The 23,772-nt window shown below is 35.9% G+C and carries 23 protein-coding genes; 22 read left to right on the forward strand and 1 reads right to left on the reverse strand.

Annotated features, from left to right (window positions below; translation table 11 throughout):
- From OQX63_RS03780 to pepE, 22 genes are all read left to right on the forward strand, one after another.
- Entirely contained in the window at positions 1-1,122 is a 1,122-nt protein-coding gene (locus OQX63_RS03780; protein ID WP_265849550.1) for a DegT/DnrJ/EryC1/StrS family aminotransferase, read from the forward strand.
- 77 nt (positions 1,123-1,199) lie between these two features.
- Positions 1,200-2,306, forward strand: a complete 1,107-nt coding sequence (locus tag OQX63_RS03785) for a hypothetical protein (protein WP_265849551.1) — start codon at positions 1,200-1,202, stop codon at positions 2,304-2,306.
- Entirely contained in the window at positions 2,306-3,214 is a 909-nt protein-coding gene (locus OQX63_RS03790) for a glycosyltransferase (RefSeq protein ID WP_265849552.1), read from the forward strand. The genes OQX63_RS03785 and OQX63_RS03790 overlap by 1 nt, the downstream gene beginning before the upstream one ends.
- Positions 3,198-4,217 (forward strand): glycosyltransferase family 10 domain-containing protein, encoded by a 1,020-nt coding sequence (locus OQX63_RS03795; RefSeq protein ID WP_265849553.1) that lies wholly within the window; start codon positions 3,198-3,200, stop codon positions 4,215-4,217. Before OQX63_RS03790 ends, OQX63_RS03795 begins: the two co-directional genes overlap by 17 nt.
- Positions 4,210-5,181, forward strand: a complete 972-nt coding sequence (locus tag OQX63_RS03800) for a glycosyltransferase family 2 protein (protein ID WP_265849554.1) — start codon at positions 4,210-4,212, stop codon at positions 5,179-5,181. The genes OQX63_RS03795 and OQX63_RS03800 overlap by 8 nt, the downstream gene beginning before the upstream one ends.
- Positions 5,182-6,252 (forward strand): acyltransferase family protein, encoded by a 1,071-nt coding sequence (locus OQX63_RS03805; RefSeq protein ID WP_265849555.1) that lies wholly within the window; start codon positions 5,182-5,184, stop codon positions 6,250-6,252.
- The gene (locus tag OQX63_RS03810) at positions 6,249-7,184 is read left to right on the forward strand and encodes a hypothetical protein (protein ID WP_265849556.1); all 936 of its coding nucleotides are present in this window, start codon (positions 6,249-6,251) and stop codon (positions 7,182-7,184) included. Before OQX63_RS03805 ends, OQX63_RS03810 begins: the two co-directional genes overlap by 4 nt.
- A 14-nt stretch (positions 7,185-7,198) precedes the next feature.
- Positions 7,199-7,954 (forward strand): FkbM family methyltransferase, encoded by a 756-nt coding sequence (locus OQX63_RS03815; protein WP_265849557.1) that lies wholly within the window; start codon positions 7,199-7,201, stop codon positions 7,952-7,954.
- Positions 7,951-9,084, forward strand: a complete 1,134-nt coding sequence (locus OQX63_RS03820; protein ID WP_265849558.1) for a glycosyltransferase — start codon at positions 7,951-7,953, stop codon at positions 9,082-9,084. Before OQX63_RS03815 ends, OQX63_RS03820 begins: the two co-directional genes overlap by 4 nt.
- Position 9,085: 1 nt before the next feature.
- Positions 9,086-10,033, forward strand: a complete 948-nt coding sequence (locus OQX63_RS03825) for an acyltransferase family protein (RefSeq protein ID WP_265849559.1) — start codon at positions 9,086-9,088, stop codon at positions 10,031-10,033.
- A 1-nt stretch (position 10,034) separates the two neighbouring features.
- Positions 10,035-11,021, forward strand: coding sequence for a glycosyltransferase (locus OQX63_RS03830; RefSeq protein WP_265849560.1), 987 nt, complete (start codon positions 10,035-10,037; stop codon positions 11,019-11,021).
- On the forward strand, positions 11,018-12,031 hold the full coding sequence (locus OQX63_RS03835; RefSeq protein WP_265849561.1) for a glycosyltransferase family 4 protein: 1,014 nt from the start codon (positions 11,018-11,020) through the stop codon (positions 12,029-12,031). Before OQX63_RS03830 ends, OQX63_RS03835 begins: the two co-directional genes overlap by 4 nt.
- A 65-nt stretch (positions 12,032-12,096) precedes the next feature.
- Complete coding sequence (locus tag OQX63_RS03840; protein WP_265849562.1) at positions 12,097-13,263, forward strand: hypothetical protein; 1,167 nt, start codon at positions 12,097-12,099, stop codon at positions 13,261-13,263.
- Positions 13,253-14,557: a glycosyltransferase gene (locus OQX63_RS03845; protein ID WP_265849563.1), complete on the forward strand. Its 1,305-nt coding sequence runs from the start codon at positions 13,253-13,255 to the stop codon at positions 14,555-14,557. Before OQX63_RS03840 ends, OQX63_RS03845 begins: the two co-directional genes overlap by 11 nt.
- Positions 14,557-15,825, forward strand: coding sequence for a glycosyltransferase family 4 protein (locus tag OQX63_RS03850; RefSeq protein ID WP_265849564.1), 1,269 nt, complete (start codon positions 14,557-14,559; stop codon positions 15,823-15,825). Before OQX63_RS03845 ends, OQX63_RS03850 begins: the two co-directional genes overlap by 1 nt.
- Positions 15,815-17,227, forward strand: a complete 1,413-nt coding sequence (locus OQX63_RS03855; protein ID WP_265849565.1) for an exosortase Y-associated Wzy-like protein — start codon at positions 15,815-15,817, stop codon at positions 17,225-17,227. Before OQX63_RS03850 ends, OQX63_RS03855 begins: the two co-directional genes overlap by 11 nt.
- A gap of 53 nt (positions 17,228-17,280) precedes the next feature.
- Positions 17,281-18,519 carry an XrtY-associated glycosyltransferase XYAG1 gene (locus OQX63_RS03860; RefSeq protein WP_265849566.1) on the forward strand — a complete coding sequence of 413 codons (1,239 nt, stop codon included), beginning with the start codon at positions 17,281-17,283 and terminating at the stop codon, positions 18,517-18,519.
- The gene (locus OQX63_RS03865; protein ID WP_265849567.1) at positions 18,516-19,376 is read left to right on the forward strand and encodes a glycosyltransferase family 2 protein; all 861 of its coding nucleotides are present in this window, start codon (positions 18,516-18,518) and stop codon (positions 19,374-19,376) included. Before OQX63_RS03860 ends, OQX63_RS03865 begins: the two co-directional genes overlap by 4 nt.
- Before the next feature lie 12 nt (positions 19,377-19,388).
- Entirely contained in the window at positions 19,389-19,970 is a 582-nt protein-coding gene (gene xrtY / locus OQX63_RS03870; RefSeq protein WP_265849568.1) for an exosortase Y, read from the forward strand.
- A gap of 22 nt (positions 19,971-19,992) precedes the next feature.
- Positions 19,993-20,547 carry a WcaF family extracellular polysaccharide biosynthesis acetyltransferase gene (locus OQX63_RS03875; RefSeq protein WP_265849569.1) on the forward strand — a complete coding sequence of 185 codons (555 nt, stop codon included), beginning with the start codon at positions 19,993-19,995 and terminating at the stop codon, positions 20,545-20,547.
- Positions 20,548-20,741: 194 nt separating this feature from the next.
- The gene (locus OQX63_RS03880; RefSeq protein ID WP_265849570.1) at positions 20,742-21,137 is read left to right on the forward strand and encodes a hypothetical protein; all 396 of its coding nucleotides are present in this window, start codon (positions 20,742-20,744) and stop codon (positions 21,135-21,137) included.
- A gap of 201 nt (positions 21,138-21,338) precedes the next feature.
- The gene (gene pepE / locus OQX63_RS03885; protein ID WP_265849571.1) at positions 21,339-22,034 is read left to right on the forward strand and encodes a dipeptidase PepE; all 696 of its coding nucleotides are present in this window, start codon (positions 21,339-21,341) and stop codon (positions 22,032-22,034) included.
- Between the two features lie 135 nt (positions 22,035-22,169).
- On the opposite strand, the gene OQX63_RS03890 is transcribed toward pepE, so the two are convergent.
- On the reverse strand, positions 22,170-23,441 hold the full coding sequence (locus OQX63_RS03890; RefSeq protein ID WP_265849572.1) for an MFS transporter: 1,272 nt from the start codon (positions 23,439-23,441) through the stop codon (positions 22,170-22,172).
- Positions 23,442-23,772: the final 331 nt, after the last annotated feature.

The following is a 23,772-nucleotide window of genomic DNA, read 5'->3' on the forward strand; positions in this document are numbered from 1 at the left end:
ATGAATCCAATTCCTGTTAATACGCCATTACTTAATGGCAATGAGTTAAAATATTTAACCGAATGTATAGAGACGGGCTGGATTAGTAGTGAAGGACCATTTATCAGTAAATTCGAGCAGCAATTCAGCACTTACATAGGTCGTGATTATGGCGTAGCTGTGAGTAATGGTTCTGCCGCATTGGACATTGCAGTTAAAGCTTTAAACATAGGCCCTGGAGACGAAGTCATTATGCCTACTTTCACGATTATATCTCCAGCCCAATCTGTGGTTACTGCCGGTGCGTTGCCCGTATTGGTAGATAGTGATTCCTTGACCTGGAATATGGATGTTACCCAAATAGAGGATAAAATAACATCTAGAACCAAAGCCATTTTAGTAGTACACATCTATGGCCTACCAGTAGATATGGATCCAGTAATTGAAATCGCTAAAAAACATCAGCTTAAAATAATCGAAGACGCTGCAGAAATGCACGGACAAACCTATAAGGACAAAATGTGCGGCAGTTTTGGCGATATCAGCATTTTTAGTTTTTATCCAAATAAACACATTACCACGGGCGAGGGCGGCATGTTGCTTTGCAATGATAAAGAATTAGCCGAAAGGTGCAAAAAGCTTCGCAATCTTTGCTTTGAACCCAACGGTCCGCGCTTTGTACATGATGAATTAGGTTGGAACTACCGGATGACCAACCTACAAGCCGCATTAGGTGTGGCACAATTGGAACAGTTAGAAGGTTTTATTGAAAAGAAAAGAGCCATGGGTACTACTTACCAGAAAGGTCTTTCATTTTTAAAGGATAAAGGTTATCAATTGCCTGTTGAAAAAACTAATTTCAGCGAAAATATTTATTGGGTTTTTGGTATTGTGGCGCCTAATCAGGCAGAAAAAGAAAAAATTGTATCCCACTTAACCGAAAGCAAGATTGGCACTCGCCCTTTCTTCTGGTGCATGCATGAACAACCGGTATTTCAGAAAATGGGATTATTTAAAAATGAAAAATATCCAATGGCAGAGAAATTGGCTAGAAATGGCTTCTATTTGCCAAGTGGTTTGGGCTTAGATCTTATAAAAGACGTGAAATTTATTAAGGATAATTTTTATTCATTGTTAAAATGAAGTTCTTCTCGCGAAAAAAATGTATTTGCATTTTCTCTGGACATAATGATTTTTTTTCGAATCCTACATTGATTTATTTGGCCGAAATTTTAGACAAATACAACCTGCCTGTATTTATTTATAATAACGGTTTATATAAAGAATCTGAATATCAAAAATTTAAAAATGTAGTTTTTTATACTCTCCCGATTTCATATCCTACAAAACCCAGAAGGCCACTTGTTTACTTAGCAAAAGTTATATGGCCTAAAATAATTATTAAATTTAATTCACTTCTGTTTAAAAAGAACATAATAATTGGAGTAGATCTGATTGGTTATTTAATAGCCTCTCGATCATTTAAATATAAACCAGAGTTAACTCATTACATTTCTTTTGAATTACTTTTCAAGGATGAAATGAAAAACAATAATAAATTTTTCAAATTAAAAATTCTTGAAGAAAAATTTTTAAAAATGGGTCTTAAGTCTTTATTAATTCAAGATGCTTACAGACAAGATTTGTTTTTAAAGGAAAATTTGGGTTTAACCATAGATCATACCTTTTTGTTACCCGTTGCACCAAGCCCCTATAAGTCAGCACTTTCATCAACCTTAACAAAAGCTAGAAAGGAAAAGATTAAGGTAATTTACGCAGGGAGCATATATGCGTGGTCTGGGATTAATGAAATTATAGATGTGTTCGAAAAAATGAATAATGCTAATTTTGAGCTACACATTCATAGTAGATTTGCACTTAACGTAGATCATCCTTTAGTAGAAAAAATTTCAGCTTTAAAAAACAAAGGAATACAGATAAACATGAGTTCTAAAGAACTAGCTTTTACCGAATTGTATGAGTTTCTTAAGAACTTTGATATCGGAATTGCAACTTATTTTCCTGTTAGCGATCCAGGAATTTATGATGGATTAAATATGCAGGAAATAGGCCTCTCTTCCGGAAAATTTTCTACCTATATGATGTTAGGTTTACCAACGATTGTTTCCCCTACAACATCTTTTAATAATTTAAGGAAAAAATATAGTTTTGGTGAGATTATTTATGGTTTTGATGGATTAGAAAATTCTTTGATTAAAATTGCCGATCATTATGAAGCTTATTCGAATGACTGCAAAAAGCTCTATAATAAAGAATTAAATCCTGATTTATATATTGGATCATATGTTGACAATATTTTAAATTGATGGTTTGTGAATTATCGTATGTAATTTCTACTTACAATAGGCTTTCCTTTCTCAAAATCCTTTTATCTAAATTGATTGAAGAAGTAAGAGAAAACGAAGAGATTGTAGTGGTAGATGGAGGGAGCACAGATGGGACACGGGCATTTCTAGAAGATTTATTCAACAAAGGATTTATTCATCAATATATTTCCGAACGGGATAAAAATCAAGCCCATGGATGGAATAAGGCACTATTAATCGCTAAAGGTAGCATCATCAAAAAAATAATAGACGATGATGTCTTCGATTTTACATCAATTAGAAAATGTGCAAATTATATGATTGCTCATCCAGAAGTTGATGTTATTATTTCTAATGATCTTTCTGCTAAACTTGATAACCCTACCCTAATAACCAGAAATACGCGCCTGGGCCAATATAAAAGTTGGGCTACTAACCAGACCCAATCCTTTACTTTTGGCGATGTGCACATGCTCATTAAAAGGAGTTCATTAGCAATTATCGGTCTTTACAACACAGGATATGTAATGATCGACTGGGAATATTCGCTTAGGATAAGTCATTTAAGGGCAAATATTGTTTATTATACTGGCTACAATGCACTTTCTGTTTTTCAAGAGCAAAGCGTATCTGGATTAATGAAAAAAGATCAAATAACAGCTCAAAGCAAACGAGCTATGGCATTTTATGAATATGCTGGCGATGACGCGGAGATAACTTTATGGTCTAAAATTAAGATTGCCGTTGGCAAAAGGATTTTTTCTCAGGCTCCATCCACAGCTAGTCACGAAAGAATTGATAATATCAGCCAGATCTACGAACAACTTTATAAAGAAATAGATCTCATCAATAAGGCTGTAAAGTTTGAATTTATAAAAATAGCAGATTTAAGTGAAGCCAAAGGTTAAAATCAAGGTTCAAAATGGCCTATCTTTCGAAGTTTTTAAAAAAGAGGTACTTGATGTAAATCTTGTTTCTGAGGATTTTGATTTTATAGAATCGGCAACGCCTGATTTTATCATCTTCGGTCCTTATGGCAATGATATTCCTCCTATTGGAAACTATGTTCGGATTGGCTATTTCTGCGAAAATATTACCCCTGACTTTGAAATTTGCGATTGGGCATTTGGTATTCCACTAGAAGAAGAATTCAATAATCCTAAATACAAACGCATTCAATGGCATGGCATTTCCCCAAACCAGTTAATCAAAGAAACTTACAGAGATTTAGAAAGCCTGCTTCATCAAAAAAACCATTTTTGCAATTTTGTTTATTCCAATCCAGTTCCGTTTAGAGAAGAATTCTTCAGACAGCTATCAAAGTATAAAAAAATAGATTCTCCCGGCATGTCGATGAACAACATGGCTTGGCCTCAAAACAACAACAAAGCCCTGAAGTGGAATGTAAAACGTGATTTTTTAAAGAAATATAAATTTACCATCTCTTTCGAAAACTACGTTTATCCTGGTTACCAGACGGAGAAGCTTTATGACCCCATGTTTTCGGACAGTTTACCCATTTATTGTGGCAATCCTTTAGTCAATAGAATTTTTAATAATGATAGCTTTTTGAATACAGCAGATTACTTATTGCCTAAGCAAAATCAGGTAATTAATTGGCTAGAAAAAAACAGTCAAAGCAATTTTGTAGACATCAGGCCTCAATTTTTCAAAAATCCGTACCGCCGGGTTTTTAGGAAGGTAAAATCAATTGGCAGAAGCTTAAAAATGAAACTTCAATTTAACAATTTGGACTTTAGCCCTCTTATCGACAGGATTATCGAATTGGATAAAAATGATGACCTATACTTGCAATATCACGCCCAACAATGGTTGAGTAAGGAAGCTTTTGATGAAATTAAATTAACCAGAGAACGTTGGTACACTATTTTTTCTACCTTAAATGAATAGTCCCTTAGTTTCCATTATTATTCCAGTATATAATTCTGCCAAATACTTGGCAGAAACCATTCAAACCGTAATAGATCAAACTTGGTCAAACAAAGAACTTATTATTATAGACGATGGTTCGACCGATAGTTCTTTAACAATCGCCCAGCAGTTTAATTATCCTTGGATTAAAATTCATACGCAAAAAAACAATGGAGCTCCAACGGCAAGAAATCTTGGTATCAAATATGCAAGTGGGGATTTTATCCAATTTTTGGATGCTGACGATTTGCTTAGCCCGAATAAAATAGAATTACAGGTAAAAGCCTTATCATTAAATCCTAATAAAGTAGCCGTTTGTAGCACAGTGCATTTTAATATTGGTGAAGATCATTTAACCAATCAGCCTTCTGCCTACGAAGAAAGATTCCTTTTTAACACAGATGATCCTAGCGGGTTTTTGGTGAATTTATGGGGTGGTAACGATAACCAAGGTTCTATGGTACAAACAAATGCCTGGCTTGTACCAAAAACAATAGTTCAAAAAGCAGGTCCGTGGGAAGAATTCTATTCCCCTGATGATGATGGCGAATATTTTTCGAGAGTTCTTCTGGCCTCTGAAGGCATAATCCATGTAAAAGACTGTTATAACTATTACCGAAAAGGGCAACTGGGACTGGCGACAAGAAACAGTTATAAAGCCTTACTGGGTTGTTATAAATCTACGCTTTTAAAACGAGACAGCTTATTCGAACATATACAAACAGATGAGGCCAAATTTGCCATTGCGAGGCTTTTGATTTCCCTGACTATAGAATCCTACCCTAAATATGCATCTTTAAGCAAGGCAATTAGCAAGAACGTTAAAGAGCTTGGCAATTATGCTTATACTCCTATCAGTGGTGGGCCATTCGCACGAAAGCTATCACATATATTTGGTTGGAAGATCGGTAGGTTATTACAATATCTAAACCATAAAAGTTAGATGTCTATAAATTCCATCAAAATTTCACATCAATCATTCCATTCCATAAATATTTTAAGGGGGGTGGCAGCATTAGGCGTTTTCTGGTATCATCAACAGTATGGACGTGTCTTAGCAAAATATACAAATCAATCTCTCTTTAATCTAACAGACCAATTTGGTTCAACTTATGCCGTTCCATTATTTTTTCTAATCAGTGGTTTTTGTATCCACCTATCGAGCCTAGGATACTTGGCGGAAAACAGAGAGCTTAATCTTAAAGCATACTTTACAAAAAGGCTAAAGAGGATTTACCCTCCCTATCTGATAGCACTACTTTTTGCAATTATTATAAATTGGCTTATCAAACCATCTTTCTATCTAGGTATCAAGGATTTCATAGTCCATCTTTTCGTTCTACAAGGTTTTTTTGAGAAATCATTCAATACAATAAATCTTGTTTTTTGGACGATTAGTATTGAATTAGCTTTTTACTTTTTATATCCCCTATTCTTTTTTTTAAGAAAAAAATATGCCTTGAGATACGTTATTGCTATCATCTCCATTATATCTACCTTTTCTATTGTATACTTTATCAATGTTGAATACACTCATTTGGTACAACGTTATTTTGTTTTAAATCTCTGGTTAGGCTGGTGTATGGGTGCTTTTATATCTGATAAAATTTTTCTAGATATCAATTTCAACTGGAAGAAATTTTTATTATTGTTATACCCCTTACTTGGTCTTTTATACCTGTTAGTGTATCTCAATAAAATCTCAGTGCTTGTTTTAGATGAACTGAATATATTAATATGGATAGGTCCCTTACTCTTTGTATTTAATAACGAAAATTGGTTGCACAAGAATTACAATTTATTGATTAACTTATTTGTAAAAATTGGATTGCTCAGCTATTCCTTATACTTATTGCATCAACCATTAATCATGTTAAAAAATTTTATAATTCAAAGATATATACCTGTTGAACTTGGCCCCTATTGCCAGATGTTGGGCTTTCCTATAATAATTTGGCTTAGTTGGCTACATTATAATAGAGTTGAAAAACCTTTTTTAAGTAAAAAAGTATGATTACGAGATCTATTGTAACTGTGGCCGTTGGAAAAGACTATTATTTGAAGCTGGCTGTAAATCTTATCCGATCATTTTTATTATGGCATAAAAATTCCGATTTGCGATTTCTTATTTTGACAGATAATCAGGCATTTTTTGATGAGTTCTCTCATCAAAAACAAATCACCATCAAAATATTGGCAATAAGCGAATCCGACAAATCTTTCACTTCAAAATTTTTGTTAATTGACCACATTGTTGCTGATGAAAATCTCTTTATAGATTGTGATTGTCTAATATACAAACCGCTTGACATCGTATTTAATCGTATGTCCGCCTATGATTTTACGGCAATTGGAAAAAACGAAAAAGAGGGTAATTTCTTTTGCGACATCTCAAAAATTATAGCACACTTTAGAATAGAATCAATGCCTGTATTTGTTGGTTCAGTTTATTTCTTCAAAAATAATGATACTGCTAAACAGATTTTCAGTAAAGCAGTAGATCTTAAAAAATCCTATGATCAATTAGGCTTTGTTAGATTACGTAACAAGGAAAACGAGGAACCTCTTTTTGCCATATCAATGGCATTGTATCATCAACAAATAATTGCTGACGATTACACTATCAAAGCGGATCTAATGCATTATGAATATTACAATACCAATGTTTTAAAAGGTTTAGCTAGTGTATATAAAGGAAAGATAAATAAATTTGATGAAAAAAAACCGGCAATAGTCCATTTTAATGATAAGTTCAGCGAAGAGGCTTGTTATCTCATGGATCAATTACGTTTATCCAATGTTCACAAGAATACGACCTTAGTTGAAATCAATGGGTTAGTCCGTTATAAGCTACCTGAGAAGTTGTTGCGTTTCTCAAAAGCTATTTTAAGACCTCTCTATCATAAAATCTTAGGCCCTTCAAAAGTAAAGAAAAACAAAAGATGAGTATAACGACAATATTGACTAAAGTTAACGACTCCCTGTTTTTCAGACTAAAAAGGTACTTTAAGCACTACGGACGCAAAACTAAACTAAATGGAACTGCCGCTTCAAAGCTAAGTATTGGAGAGCTCGATTCACTTGAGCTACTAGAAATCTGCAAAAAATCTGAGTACCCCATCCAAACTATCTATGACATTGGCGCCCATGTAGGTATTTGGACAGTTCTTACCAAATCCATATTTCCTAGTAGCAAAATAGTTTGTTTCGAGCCATTAGCTCAACATCATGTTACGCTGAAAGCAAACACAAGCCACTTAAACAACATTAACATTTATCCTTTTGCTTTAGGGCCTAAAACCGGGGAAGCAACCATTAATATTGCCAACAGAAGTGATTCTTCAAGTATTATGGATCTTACGACCAAACAAGCTGAAATATTTGGAGTAACAATGGATCGTACCGGATCTATTCAAATTGCTCAACTTGACGAATTTATTCGCAAAGAACAGATCCAACTACCTGATCTGATGAAACTTGACATACAGGGCTATGAACTCGAAGCATTAAAAGGTGGTATAGCATGCATGCAAGCTTGCAAATTCATCATTCTGGAAGTGAGCTTTTTAGAGTTTTATCAAGGGCAACCTTTATTTGAAGAAGTGATAGCCTTTATGGCGTCTCATCAATACAAAACCATTGCATTTGGATACAATACAGCCACAGGCAGCAGAATCGAACAATGCGATATTCTATTCGAAAACACTAAGCTTTGAAAATCTTCCTTTCCTTTTTACAGTCAAACCAACAGCACCCCATAGCCGCTTATAGTTTCTGGGAATACTATATTAAAAATGGTATAGAGGAAGCCGGATATAAATGGATCGAATGTCAAGATGTTGATTGGGCCAAGGGATTGGTGTCGCAATCAGAAGAAGATTTTGACAATTGGAAAAGTGCAAGCTGGGAAAAAACACTTAGCTATGTAAAAGAAAACAGGCCAGACCTTTTTTTAAGCTACCTTTACCCTGAACAAGTTGATAAACAAGCCATACAGGAAATAAAAAAACTAGGTATACTTTGTGTTAATTTCTTTTGTGATAATGTAAGACTGTTTAAAAAAGCACCAAAAGCATTCGATGTTTTTGATTTAAACTGGGTACCTGAACAGAAAGCTATTCCACTTTATCAGCAGGCGGCTATACCTTGTATTAACTTACCTATGCCTATGTGGATAGAGCCTAAGTATCGGACGCCCACATCAGTAGAGTTAGATGTATTGTCATTTATCGGGTCAAAAGATATCCAAAGACAATTGTTTTTCGAGAAATTACTGGAATTAAATCCCATTATAAATCTCGACATCTACGGTAGCGGTTGGGCAGCTAATGCGGAAGAACTATCCTTTCCGAGACAATCAGCATTTAAAAAGCTAACCAATCAATTTCATTTTCTGAGCAAACATGGAATAAAACCTTACCTGAACAAACTTAAGTTTAGTTCTTTAAATCCGCCTATAAGCAGCTCGCTTAAATCCAAAATTAAGGGCAAGCCTAATTTCGAAAACTATATCAAAATCACAAGGCAAAGTAAAATTACGATTGGTATTAACCGTTACCCAAGTTTTAATTATCCTTTGCACCAACCAAATACCTATTCCCGATTAAGAGACATAGAAGCGCCCATGTTAGGTGCTTGTTATTTAACCGAATGGACATATGGTATGGATGAGCTTTATGATCTAGATACAGAGATTTTATCCTATATTACGATAGAAGAATTCCAAGAAAAATCTCAAAGATTGGTTAAGGATAAACAACTTAGGGTAAGTCTAAGATCAAATGGTCAAAAAAGGGCACTAGCCGATCATTCGATACCCGCTTCTCTTAGAAAGATAATAAAATAACTTGCAGGTAGGGAAAGAACATTATATACCTATTATCAGTTTTCTTAGGGCAGTTGCAAGTTTAGGAGTCTGCGCAACGCACATGCATTTTGCTACCGGGCTTTATCATGAACCTTTAACAAAGTTTATTACTTATGGACAATTAGGAGTTGCTGTATTTTTTACTATATCTGGATTCATTATTCCCTATTCTCTTTGGACTTCAGATTACAAGCTTAAGAACTTCTCTACTTACATTTTAAAACGTTCCATTAGAATTGATCCACCTTACCTTGCTGTCATATTGATTTGTTTGATGTTAGGCTATCAGTTTGATTTTAAAAAATTTATATTACATCTATTTTACCTAATCCCTTTCAGCAATTACGATTGGTACCAAGGTACATTTTGGACTTTAGGAATAGAATTTCAATTTTACATTTTTATTGGCTTGTTTTTTCCTTTTATCAAGAAAGGTAATCTATATTTTTTAATTCCAATACTATTGGCTTTTTCATTTACTGGTTACTTCCTAAACTTGCATAATGGTTACAATTTTATTTTTCGTCACATACATTATTTTGTCTTTGGAATAATAGCACTCCTTTATAAAAAGAAAAGAATTTCTGTAATTATGACTCAATTCTTATTAATGACATTAACTATATACTTGTGTGTTAACGTTTCTATTCTTACTGGATTTATTGGTTTTATAGCCTCACAATTTATCATTAATTTTAATTTTCAGAATAAGATCACTAATTTTTTAGGAAAGATTTCTTATTCATTATACCTGATCCATCCATTAATTGGAGAATGTGTTATAAGGTTATTGAAACCCTTTTCCCCAAATCTCTATCTGCTATATTTTACTACATTAATCTCCTGTATTTTAGGGGCATCTATTTTTTACTATGGTATTGAACGTATTTCACTGAAATGGTCAAAATCAATTCCTACAAATCCTTAAATTGCACAAACCAAGATTAATTATTTATTTTAAAAAAGAGCCTGTTAAAGATCGCTTTTTTCCTGGCGACCGTTTTATTATTCCACTTATAAAACGAATTATAACAAAAAACAAGATTGGCAGTCTAGAGAAGGTATTTTTAAACCTTTGTAAAGGCTTAGATCTGTTAAATGTCAGTTATAAAAAAAACCTGCCATTCCATCAACTTAAACCAACCGACCAAATTATAATGCTAGGCGCAGGCAAACATGTGCTCAATAATTACCAGCAACCTAACAAAATAATTGCTGGGATAGGTTTAATTACACATCCCAGCAATTGGCCAACTTTATTTAAAGATTATCCAATAGCCGTTTATCTGCAACATTCGCCCTGGGCTGCCAATATTTACAACAAATGGTATGGACCAAACAGCTGCAAAATTTGGCCTGTTGGAATTGATACCAACTATTGGCAACCCCATAAGGCCACCAAAAGCCCTCATATTCTTATCTATGTAAAGTTCTTATGGCATCAGGAACAGAATAAAAAAGAACTCCTTAATCCGATTATAGATTTCTTTGAACAAAATGCGATCGCCTATCAACTCATCACCTATGGAGATTACCATATCAAGACATATAAAGCGTTATTAAACCATAGTAAAGCCATGATCTTCCTATGCGAGCATGAAAGCCAGGGCCTTGCCTATCAGGAAGCAATGGCCATGGATGTACCAATTTTTGCATGGAACCAAGGCCTCTGGTTAGATAAGAACCGCTTAAATTGGGGCGAAACCGAGCCTATAGCAGCAAGTTCAGTTCCTTATTTTAACTCAACCTGTGGTGATACATTTAAGGATTTTGATGAATTTAAACTTGGTTTTACCAGGTTCTACACCAAAGTGGAACGTGGATTATTTAAGCCTAGAGATTATATTTTAAATCATCTCACTTTAGAGAAAAGTGCAGAGCGAATATTAACGATCATTAAAGAAGTATATCAATGAGAATTCTTCTGATCATGGATCCTGGAATTGCAGTACCTCCACCTAATTACGGCGGCCATGAAAGATTGGTATACATGTTTGCAGAAGAGTATATTAAATTGGGGCATGAAGTGACTTTACTAGCTGGGCCAGATTCGGTCATATCTGGGAAAGTATATACTTTTGGGGTAAATAATCTCCAAAGATCAAAATGGCAAAAAACAAAGGAATTGCTCTTTGTTTGGAAGTTTTTATATCAAAAACGTAAACAATTTGACCTTATTCATAACTTCGGCCGATTGGCATATCTTATTCCAATATTAAATAGTTCTGTTAAAAAAATAATGACCTATGGTAGACCTGTGGCACAAGCAGGAATTAAAAAGATAACTGCTATGGCTAATCAGCATTTGATATTTACGGCCTGTAGCAATTATTGTGTAGGTACGGGCAATGTGGCCGGAAGATGGGAAACAGTTTACAATGCTATTGATTTCTCAAAGTATCAGCTCCAAGAAAACGTTGAAGACAATGCCCCACTCATGTTTTTAGGCAGATTAGATAAAATTAAAGGTTTACATACTGCAATACAGGTTGCCAAAGCAACCAACAACAAACTTTTGATTGGCGGAAATATTCCTGATACAGCAGACAATTATCAATATTATAAAGAAACATTAGAACCTCAATTTGATGGTAAACAGATCATCTATTTGGGAGCTTTAAACGATGAGCAAAAAAATCATTACCTGAGCAAAGCAAAAGCCCTGCTATTTCCTATTGAGTGGGATGAACCCTTCGGTATGGTAATGGTAGAGGCCATGGCATGCGGAACACCGGTAATTGGGTTTAGACGAGGTTCGGTACCAGAAGTAATTGCAGATGGCAAAAATGGCTTCATTGCTCAAACCAAAGAAGATATGATAAATGCTATTCAAAAAATTACTGATGTTAATAGATCTACCTGCAGGGCAGTAGCCTATAGCAAATTTGATGTATCAATTATTGCTAAGGACTATCTAAATTTATAAAGGTGAGTAAAAGGGGGAAAATAGTACTTGTTACATCCGGTCAGCCTTCGCTAAATCCTCGTTTGGTGAAAGAAGCAGATAGTTTGTTTGATGCAGGGTACGATGTTACGGTTGTTTACTTATACTGGAACGATTGGGGGACTGATTTAGATAAGCAATTACTATCGGAAAAAAAATGGAAGTCAATCCGCGTTGGGGGCGATCCAAAGAATGAAAAATGGATATATTGGCTAAGCAGAATAAGGCATAAATTCGCGAATATATTCGTATCTAAATTTGGCTATCGTTTTGGCTTACCCGAATTAAGCATTGCAAGAGGCAGCTTAAATCTTATGCGTAAGGTTAAGGGTTTAAAGGCAGATTTATATATAGCACATAATCTAGGAGCATTACCTGCAGCCACAATAGCTGCTAAAAACAATCATGCTAAATGCGCTTTTGATGCGGAAGATTTCCATAGGCAAGAAGTTACCAACGATTACAATTCAGGAGAATTTAAGCTCAAAAAAATTATTGAGGATAAATATCTGCCAAAGGTACATTATCTAACTACCGCTAGCCCCTTAATCAGTGAAACTTATAAGAAATTATACCCGGCAATTCAGCCAGAGACGATTTTGAATGTTTTTCCATCTCAAAGAAACCGCTTGAAAAAGAAAAAAAAAAATCTCAGGTTATTCTGGTTTTCTCAAAACATTGGAAAAAACAGAGGTTTAGAAGAAGTAATTAGTTCCTTAGCCTATCAGGAAAATGTTGAGCTGCACTTGCTTGGTTTTAGCATGCCATCAATCAAGGATTATTTCAAGAAACTATCAGAACAAAGCGCTTTTCGTTCTGAAAACATTTATTACTATGCCCCTATTCCGTCAAATGAAATCATAAAATTTGCTTCTCAATTTGATATTGGCTTGGCTACTGAAACTGGATTCCCCTTAAATCGAGATATCTGCTTAACAAACAAAATATTTACCTACATACAAGCGGGTCAAGCTATAATTGCATCTGATACTGCTGCACAAAAATGGCTCTTAGAAAGCTATCCAGAAATGGGCTTTATATATAACAGGACAAAGATTAACCAGTTAACCGGTATCATTCGAAATTATTTATCAAATTCAGAATTATTGGAAGAACATCAGGCCAAAGCTTTAAAATATGCCCAGAATGAGTTAAACTGGGAGCACGATGAGAAAAAATTTCTTAAAAAAATTATAAATACTATTGGCAAATAAAAAGCTTTTAATTATTTCTCCCTATTTCTCTCCTGTTAATGCTGCAGATATGCAACGCATTAGAATGAGCCTTCCTTATTTTAAGATCTTTGGCTGGGAAGCGGAAGTAATAATGGTACATGAAAACTATGTAGACATGGTTAAGGATACTTTGCTTTTAGAGGCCATACCGAATGACGTACCTATACATAAAGTTAAGGCCTTACCTAAAAAATGGACTAGCAAATTTGGTTTGGGTAGTATTGCCTTACGGTCTTTATGGTATATCCGGAAAAAGGGTAATCAATTATTAAAACACAAAAATTTTGATCTGATTTATTTTTCAACGACTCAGTTTCCTGTTTGTATATTAGGTCCTTATTGGAAACGTAGATTTAATATCCCTTATATCGTCGATATACAAGACCCCTGGCATTCCGAGTATTATCAGTCCAAACCAAAGAAAGAGCGCCCAAAAAAATATTGGTTTTCTTATCGGTTAAACAAATACCTGGAGCCAAAAGCATTAAAAGATGTGGATGGGTTAATCAGTGTTTCTAAAGCCTATATTGATACCCTACACGAAAGGTATCCGATGTTGAAGGAAAAACCAAAATCAATCATTACGTTCGGTGCCTTTGAGTCAGATTTTGACATTGCCAAATCAAAAGAAGGTGATTTGCCTGTTATATACAACAAAGACGATGGATTTAAACATTTGGTATATGTAGGCAGAGGTGGCAATGACATGAGTTTAAGTTTAAATCTTCTTTTTAAGGCCTTCGCACAAGGACTAAAAAATGAACCGATATTATTCAGCCAGTTTAGAATGCATTTTATTGGTACCAGTTATGCTCCTGAGGGAAAAGGTATAAAAACCATTATGCCTTTGGCTGCCCAAATGGGTTTAGCTGATTATATCCAAGAGCACACGGATAGAATCAGGTTTTACGAGAGTATCAAACACCTTCAAAATGCCCACGGTTTAATAATTATCGGATCCGAGGAGGCTTCTTATACCGCATCTAAACTCTATCCATATATATTGGCAAAGAAACCACTTCTAGGTATCTTCCATCAAGAGAGCAGCGCCTATAAAATTCTTTCCGACTGTCAGGCTGGTCAGGTAGTTGGTATCACACAAGGATCGGAGGCTATCTATCAAACTTTCAGGTCGTATATTGAGGATGTTACTGTTTCAAAGCAGCCATTCACAAACTGGGAAGCCTTTAAACCTTTTACTGCTTCTTATTTAACAGAAAAACAAACAGCAGTTTTCGAACAGGTTATCAATCTTCATCAACAAAAGCGATAGTGAGCAAATTAGCGATCATTACCACGCATCCCATACAATATTACGCGCCAGTATTTAAACTGCTCGCTCAAAAAATACAATTGCGGGTATTTTACACTTTGGGCGAACAATCAGTATCACAATATGATCATGGTTTTGGTCAGCAGATTGAATGGGATATACCTTTGTTAGCGGGTTATGATTATCAGTTTTTAGAAAATATATCAAAAAGTCCCGGCACCCATCATTTCAATGGCATCATCAACCCGGGAATTTGTGAAGCTGTGCAGGATTTTAAACCAGAGGCTATTTTAATTTATGGATGGGCCTGGAAAAGCCACTTAAATGCATTACGGTTTTTCAAAGGCAAGGCTCCGATTTACTTTAGAGGAGACTCTACCCTACTTGACCAACAAAAAAGCTTCAGGCGTTTATTGAGGAAATATTTTCTTAAATGGATTTATAATCACATTGATAAAGCATTTTATGTTGGCACCGCTAATAAAGCCTATTTTAAACATTTTGGCCTAAAAGAAAACCAATTGCTTTTTGCACCACATGCCGTTGATAATGATAGATTTGGAAAAGAAAATATCATTGAGGCTCAAACGCTTAGAACACAACTTCATATCAAAAGCGATGAAATTTTAATACTTTTCGCCGGCAAGTTTGAGTCCAAAAAAAATCCTGAACTTTTGCTGAATGCTTTTATAGATCTTGATTTAAAAAAAACACATTTGCTTTTTGTTGGAAATGGGGTGCTGGAGGAAAGATTGAAAGAAAAAGCGGAGAGGTTAACAGGCAATGGGGCTTTCGACTACGCTCAGAATGATAATCTAAGTAAAAACCAGGATGACGGTGATGAAAGTTTAGAGTTGCGGGCGATGAGTTGGCAGGAAAATTTAAAAAAAAGAATCCATTTTATGGATTTTCAGAACCAAAGCCAAATGCCAATGGTTTATCAAGCCTGCGATTTATTCTGTCTGCCCTCAAAAGGGCCTGGAGAAACCTGGGGGTTGGCCGTAAACGAAGCCATGGCAGCCGGAAAAGCAGTATTGGTATCGGATAAGGTTGGCTGCGCGGCTGATCTGGTCAACCCGGGAGTTAACGGACAAGTATTTACATCAGGTGATTTAACTGATCTGAAACAAAAACTTAAAGTACTAACTGAAAATAAAACTAAATTAGCCCAAATGGGATTGGCTTCACAAGAAATGATCAAAGATTGGTCCTTCAAAAAACAAGTGAACCAGATTGTTGAAGCCATCCAAAATAAACATGCAAAATAACAATCCTACTAAACTGATATTAACGTTATATTTCCCGGTTTTGATCTCCTATATGTTGATCAATAGCCCTATCATATCGTATTTTGTGGCCTGGTTTGGTTCGCTTTTTATTTTTTATACCACGATATTATCTCCGGCGGCAATTATTAAGACCGATCTGCCTATTTATAAACAAATTATGCGTCCCATATTTCTGCTGCAACTCATTTTTGCCGGTTTTATGTGTGTTACTTCAATATTTTACTTTATGGATCACTTGGGGTACAGGTATTTAACAGAAATTAATTACGGCGCCCAATTTAAAGAGAATGAACAAACCATCTTAATAGCCAGCTGTCAGCGCATGGGTTTACTGGCACATGCCGCATTGGTTACGGGTATGCTTCTGGTTCAAAAAAACAGCATTAAGATAAAAAGTATTAAAACTTTTGAAAGTGATGATTTCCTCATCTGGCTCAGTATCATAGTATTTGGTATTGGCTCATTAACACAAAGTTTCCCTAGCCTTAACCAAATTGCCATCCCACTTACTATAGTTGGTATATCATGTGCAGCAGTGCTATTTGTTAAAGGGGTTAATACCAAAAACATTAAATACCTGGGCATAGGTGCCAGTATTTTTATCATTAACTTTTTACATGCCTCCTTGTCAGGCTATAAAGAACCTATTATCATCAACGTTATTGTAATTGCGTGTGTATTTTTTCCTTATTATAAAAAGGTCATCCTCTATTTAGCTATCCCAGCTGCTTATATATTACTTTATTTTTTACCAACCTACAACAATACCGTTCGGCAGAGCTGGAGCGGTGAGGTAAGCGCAGAGAAAGCACAAGATCAAGCATTTGAAAATCTGGATTCGAAAAACAGGGAACAAATCGAAGAAACGAATTGGAGTTTTTTAACCAGAAGGTTAAGTGAAATAGAAATGTTTACGCAATTTGTAGATTATGTGCCCAACCACCATCCATATTACGACTGGGAAATAGTAGAAAGTTCTTTAGAGGGACTAATTCCAAGGATTTTCTGGGCAGGAAAGCCCAATATGGAAACCGTTTCTATGCAAAGGGTTTATGATGCTGGTGTGGCGCATCAAATGTCTACGGTTTCGGCAAAAACGCGGCCTGTTGTAGACGCTTATTTAAGCTTCGGTATACCTGGCGTCTTCTTTTTTATGTTCCTTTATGGCATACTCGTGCAACACTTATCAGATAAAGCTGAAGAAATATTTGGTGGTTACGAACTGGGCTGCGTCATCATGTTCAATAGTATTTTTCAGGGACTTTGGCGGGGCAATAATTTCGAATTTATGTTTAATAACATTTTTTGGGGTTATGTGATCATGTGGTTTCTGTTTGCTTTGCTGAGGACAATAAAAGTATTAAAGCCGGTGTTTGATTAGCGAGTGGAATGGTTTAGCGGTAAGATTATTTGTATAGCATTTTAGATCAAAAATTGAAATTAATTCACATCACAGCTTCTTATAAGCCAGCCTATATTTACGGTGGGCCAATACAGAGTGTTGGGAAATTGTGTGAAGCATTAGGTGGGTTAGCGGTTAGCGGTGATGGGTTAGGGATTGATGATTTGCAGGTACTAACTACTACAGCTAACGGGACAAGGGAGCTTGATGTAAAAATTGGCGCTCCTATTTTGATGAATGGCGTAAGCGTTACTTATTTTAAGCGCCAGACAAAAGATCACAGCCATTTCTCGATTGGGTTGTTATTAGGACTAAGGAAAAAGATCCTTCGTTACACTCAGGATCACAGCAATAATGAAATCTCCAAACTCCAAACTCCAAACGCTAAACTCATAATACACATCCATGCCTGGTGGAATTTAGTTTCGGTATTGAGTTGCTTCATTGCAAAATGGTACCGTGTTCCTGTAGTACTTTCTCCCCGCGGCATGCTTACCGCATACACGTTCGGTAATCGCAATTCCTTATCAAAAAAAATCATTCATGCCTTACTCGGCAAACAGCTATTAAAATATTGCCACATCCACGCCACCAGCGAACAGGAAAAGAAAGATATCTTTACCTTTATTAAGCCAAAAAGCATTACCATTATCCCTAATCTGGTCAGTTTTCAATTTCCAGTTTCCAGTACTCATACATCCGATAGCGATACATTTCGTGTGCTCTTTCTCTCCCGTATTGAAGAGAAAAAAGGACTTGAACTACTTTTTAAAGCTTTGGCAATGTTAAATATCCCCTGGCTGTTAACCATTGCGGGTACTGGAAAAACAGAATATGTACAAAGCCTAAAGCGCAAAGTAGAGGAATTAGGAATTCATCAACAAATTACCTGGATTGGGCAGGTAAGTAATGAGGATAAATTTAATTTATTGGCCAAACATGATTTAACAGCCCTCACCTCCTATAACGAAAACTTTGCCAATGTTGTAGTAGAAAGTTTAAGTGTAGGTACGCCTGTACTAATCAGTAAATTTGTTGGTTTGGCTGATTATGTTGCTGATAAAAACCTGGGATGGATTACCGGACTAAATATTGAAGAAATTAAAACAGGAATCCTTTCGGCATATCAGGATATTGAAAAAAGAAAAGAAATCAGGACCAATGCACCTTTATTGGTGAATACTGATTTTAACGATGATACCCTGGCCAAACAATACGTGGAATGCTATAAAAAAGTTCTTGTTGCTCAATTCCCTTTTAACCTAAAATGAATCCAAATTTTAGCTTTGTCATTTTAACTTTTAATGAGCAGATACACTTGCCCAGATTGTTAGCTTCTATTAAAGCATTACGTGCAAAAATATTCATTCTGGATAGCGGAAGTACTGATGAAACTTTGAAAATTGCAGATAATTACGGCGCAGAAGTAAAACAGAACCATTTTATAAACCACCCGAAACAGTGGGATTTTGCATTGAAAAACTTTAAAATAGAAACACCCTGGACAATTGGCCTCGATGCTGATCAGATTGTTACCCCTGAACTTTTTGAAATGCTCACTAATTTCAATGATAATCAACATCGTGATATCAATGGCATTTATTTTAACCGGAAAAACTTTTTCCAGGGGAAATGGATCAGGTTTGGCACCTATTATCCTTTTTATCTTTTAAAAATGTTCAGAACAGGAGTTGGTTTCTCTGATCTGAACGAGAATATGGACCACAGGTTTATTGTTCCCGGAAAAACCGAAATCTGGAAAAAAGGCTGGATTTTGGAAGAAAACCTAAAAGAAAACGATATTTCGTTTTGGAAAGCCAAACATGAACGCTATAGTGATCTGGTAGCGCAAGAGGAGGTAGAAAGGATGTTAAAGCTGCGTATACAAAGTTTAAAGCCTAATTTATTGGGCAGCCCTGACGAAAAGCGGGCCTGGCTAAAACAATTATGGTGGAAACTTCCACTCGGATTCCGTCCTTATCTCTACTTTGGCTACCGGATGTTTTTTAAACTCGGTATATTTGAAGGCCGCACCGGGATTAAATTTCATTATCTTCAGGGTTTCTGGTTTAGAAAAACAGTAGATAGAAAAATCAAAGCAATAAAAAAGCAGAAGCTATATTTATAATGGCGATAACATATGAATCCAGAACAAGCCAAAAAAGAAGCAAATAAAAAGGCCATCAAATTTTTGATTGCACTATTTATATTGTACATCCTGTTTAGCCAGGGCAATTTGTTTATGCTCAGTGTAATGACACCTGGTTCAAAGTTCTACAATGCCTATATTGCCGAACACTTTAACTATATCCAGGGTTTAAAAACAGCATTAATTGTACCTGCAGTGTGGATTATTAAAGCATTTGGCTTTTATGCCATCTATAACGAAATGGATGTAATGGTAGTTGCCGGTCCTTACCTTAGGATCAACTATTCTTGTCTGGGTCTTGGTGTTATGAGTTTTTTAGCTGCATTTGTACTCTCATTTCCAGCTTCGTGGAAATCGACGTTTAAAATGCTGTTTATCGGTATTTTGATCATTTATATACTTAACATATTACGCATTGCAGGATTAGGCATTTTAATGGCGGTTTTTAAATCGCAGCGGAACAATTTCAACTACCACCACGAAATTTTTAATATCATTGTGTATATATGTGTATTTACAATGCTTTATTTTTGGATTAAAAGGAACAATAAATCAAAAACAATTCAGCCATAAGCCACATCGCTAAAAAATTATTTTGTTAAAAACACAACTTCATAAAAACTTTGATACAGGCAATTTTAAAATTGGCGCCAGCAAACTGAAGCAATTTCTGTGGTATTTTACCAACATTTTTTTCTTTAAAAGCGGACTAATGCCAATCAGTTCTGTACTCGTACTTCTGTTACGGTTATTCGGAGCAAAAATAGGTCACGAGGTTCGCATAAAACCTGGCATCTATATTAAATACCCGTGGAAACTGGAGATTGACGATTATAGCTGGCTGGCAGATTGTTATATAGATAACCTGGATCAGATCAAAATCGGTAAAAATTGCTGTATTTCGCAACAGGCGGTTCTCATCACAGGAAATCACAATTACACCAGTATTGGTTTTGACTTAATAACTGGCCCCATTGTGCTTGAAGACGGTGCCTGGATTGGCGCAAGCGCCACAGTTGGCCCTGGTGTAACCTTGCATAGCCATTCGGTTTTAACTCTGGGAAGTATTGCAACTAAAAACTTAATGCCCTATAGCATTTACCAAGGCAACCCCGCAATAAAGGTTAAAGACCGTGCAATGAAAGCTTAATATCATATTCAGCATAAAAATTTAATGCGGATTGCCAAACAGCAATCCGCATTTTTTTGTCAATTTCCACCAGTTGATTTATATCAATAGGTAAAGACTGCTTTAACCATCAAAATTACTTTATTTAAAAAATTATCAGGACATTTGTACAGTTGATCGCCTCAAACCTATTTAAGTTGGTAAATTTCAAATTAATGAAGAATAAGTATTCCTTATCCTCCAAACTTATTTTAATTACATTTTTAATTGGGATAGTAAACTTGTTTTTCTATGATTATGAGAGTACGCAAGAATTTGTAGTACTTATCTTTATCCTTATCATGCGCTATGTGCTCTTTATCCTTATTAAACGGCGGTTTGAATGGAGCAAATATCTCTTAGTATTCATCATTTTAAGAGGTATCCATCGTTTATTTGTAGTGTTTTCAAATGTAGATGCCAGCCAGGTAACCAAAATAAACCTGATATTGCAATTGGTGATGTCGGTAATGGCTTTTGCCGTCCTGTTTATTTTCCCGAAAATTAAAGAATGGATGAATGATAGAAGGAAATATTTTTCTCCAAATACAGTAACAAATCCACAGCATTAGTTTATCGTATTTTCTTACCAAGATCTAATACCTACTTTCAAGCTAGAACTTGCCTGATCATTTTATTGCTGATTTATCTTGAATCAAGCATCATTAACAACATTAATCGATAATTATTTACTAAAAAAATTGCTCCATAAACTTCCCCAACTATAGTTATTTCAACGAAAAAGCCTATAATTGCCTGTAAAGCAGAACAACATGAATGTCATCCTCGCCTCTACCTCAACACTCTTCGGTGGCAATTACCTCGAATACCTAAAAGATGAGCTGATTATACTCTTTGCCGGAATAGATGAAATCATTTTCATCCCTTTTGCAAGGCCAGGAGGAATTTCGCATGAAGAATATACGATCAAAGCACGAGATTTTTTCTCCCAACTTAATATCAGTGTTAAAGGCCTGCATGAATTTAATGATCCCGTTAGCGCGATCTATGAAGCCAAAGGATTTTTTACAGGTGGGGGAAATACCTTTTTGCTGGTAAAAACACTTCATGAACTCGGGCTAATGACGCATCTGAGTGAAAACATCAAAAAGGGCAAACCTTATTTGGGCTGTAGCGCCGGAAGCAACATCGGCGGACTAAATATGAAAACCACCAATGATATGCCTATTGTATATCCTTCATCCTTTGAATGTATGGGTCTGGTTCCTTTTAACCTTAATCCTCACTATCTTGATCCAAATCCGGAATTAAAACATAACGGAGAAACCAGGGAAACAAGGATTATGGAATTTCTAACACAAAATAACATCAAAGTAATAGGCTTACGCGAAGGCAACTGGATCAGAATATTGGGTGACAAAATCACTACAGAAGGCAGTGAAAACACCAGGATTTTTGAAGCAGGAAAAGCTCCATATGAATTTCTGCCCGGCAGTTCGCTATTATAATTTATTGAATAAAGATACGGCCGTCCAAAAATAAAATCAAAATAGCTACAAGTTATGATAAACTTACATCAAAAACTTGTAGCTATTATTCTTATCCTATATTTCAGAAGGATTGTCCTATAAAATATCTCTTAATTATGCTACCAAAGCACTACTCTTTTTTCGCGAACGCAGGTATATCACTAATCCGCCAAAAGCTAAAATTAATATGATAGGGATAATTAATGTAGCCCGCAGAATTTCGGGACCAGCCAGATTTTTGGCATTCGCCAGCACCAGCGCATATTCAGAATTTTCAGGAGCTTTTAAATAAGCATCAAATGAGGCTCCAGCAGGTAGATGTTTAACAATCAGGCTATCATAAAAACTGCCCATAAACATGGTATAAATAGAAACCGCAAACATCCCCGCACCGCCCATTAGGTTTAAGCCGAGTGCGCCTGATTTAGGAACATTTTCAGCTACGAAACCGATCATAGTCGGCCAGAAATAACAAACGCCAATACCGAAAACGATTGCCGCGAAAAAAACTGAATTTCCCGTAAAAGTGCTCAGCATATATAGTCCGGCCGCAGCAAATATGGCAGATAAGAGCAGTACACCCTGAGGAGCAAGGCGGTGCACCACAGGCTCGGCAAATCCGCGTCCAATTACCATGATGCCTGTTGTAAGGGTAAGTAATAAAATGGCATTGTCTGTCACGTTTTTCAGCAGTAAGCCTATCCATTGCCCCGTAAATAACTCCGTAATGGCAGTACCGAACATGCAGATAAACATAAAGATAAACAACGGAGAAAGTACTGCTTTATACATATCTGAACTGGAATAACCAGATGATACCCTTTCAGTAACAGGAAAATCCAACTTTGAAAACAGGTATCCGTAAATTAAAGTAGGAATAATCATCATCGCTACCTGCACCTTCCAGCCTAATCCGAGATGAACAAACAGGGTAACCAGCAATGTACCGATTACAATGCCTCCAGGAAACCATAAGTGAAAGTGATTTAATTTGGTTGTTTTATTCTCTGGATATAAAGCGGCAACCAATGGATTACAGGCAGCCTCTACAGTACCGTTAGCAATACCAACAAGCAGTGTGGATAAAAACAGGCTCCAGTAGCCCTGCGCAAAAATGGTAAGGATAATCCCCGCCAGGTGAAAGATAAAGGCCATGACCAGTAAACGTTTCATGCCAATCATATCAACTACAAAGCCTCCGACCACAATGGCGAGCGGAAAACCCCAGAAGGCAGCGGCCGTAATGGTGCCCAATTGGGCGGTACTTAATTGAAAATCAACTCCCAGTTGGTTCATGATTCCGGCGCGGATACCGAAAGAAAGGGAGGTGACGAGTAAGGCGAGGCAACTTGCCCAGAATAGTTTTGAGGTTTGAATGTTAAGCATAAGCTCAGATTTAGGTTATAATTGGTTTTAATTTTAGAATAAAGAAAGATTTTTGGTAAAACAATCTCATCTACAAACACTAAGCCCTGTTGTTTTAATAGGAACCCAGTCCGGTAATTCCGCTAACGCTTTGGCTAAAATCTTCAGGCAGGAAATGCGCTGGCTTTTAAACCAGTCTGCTAATTTAGTGAGTTGGCGCTCCTCCATTTTTATTGGAATATTTGGTTTTGTAACACGCAAAAAAGCAGTGTCATAATTAGATGATGATCGTTAAACGCCATAATAATAAACAATTGAATCGATTAATGCAATTGTTGATCATAAACTTTGT

Origin of the sequence: Pedobacter sp. PF22-3, from assembly GCF_026239555.1 — a bacterium.
GTDB lineage: Bacteria > Bacteroidota > Bacteroidia > Sphingobacteriales > Sphingobacteriaceae > Pedobacter.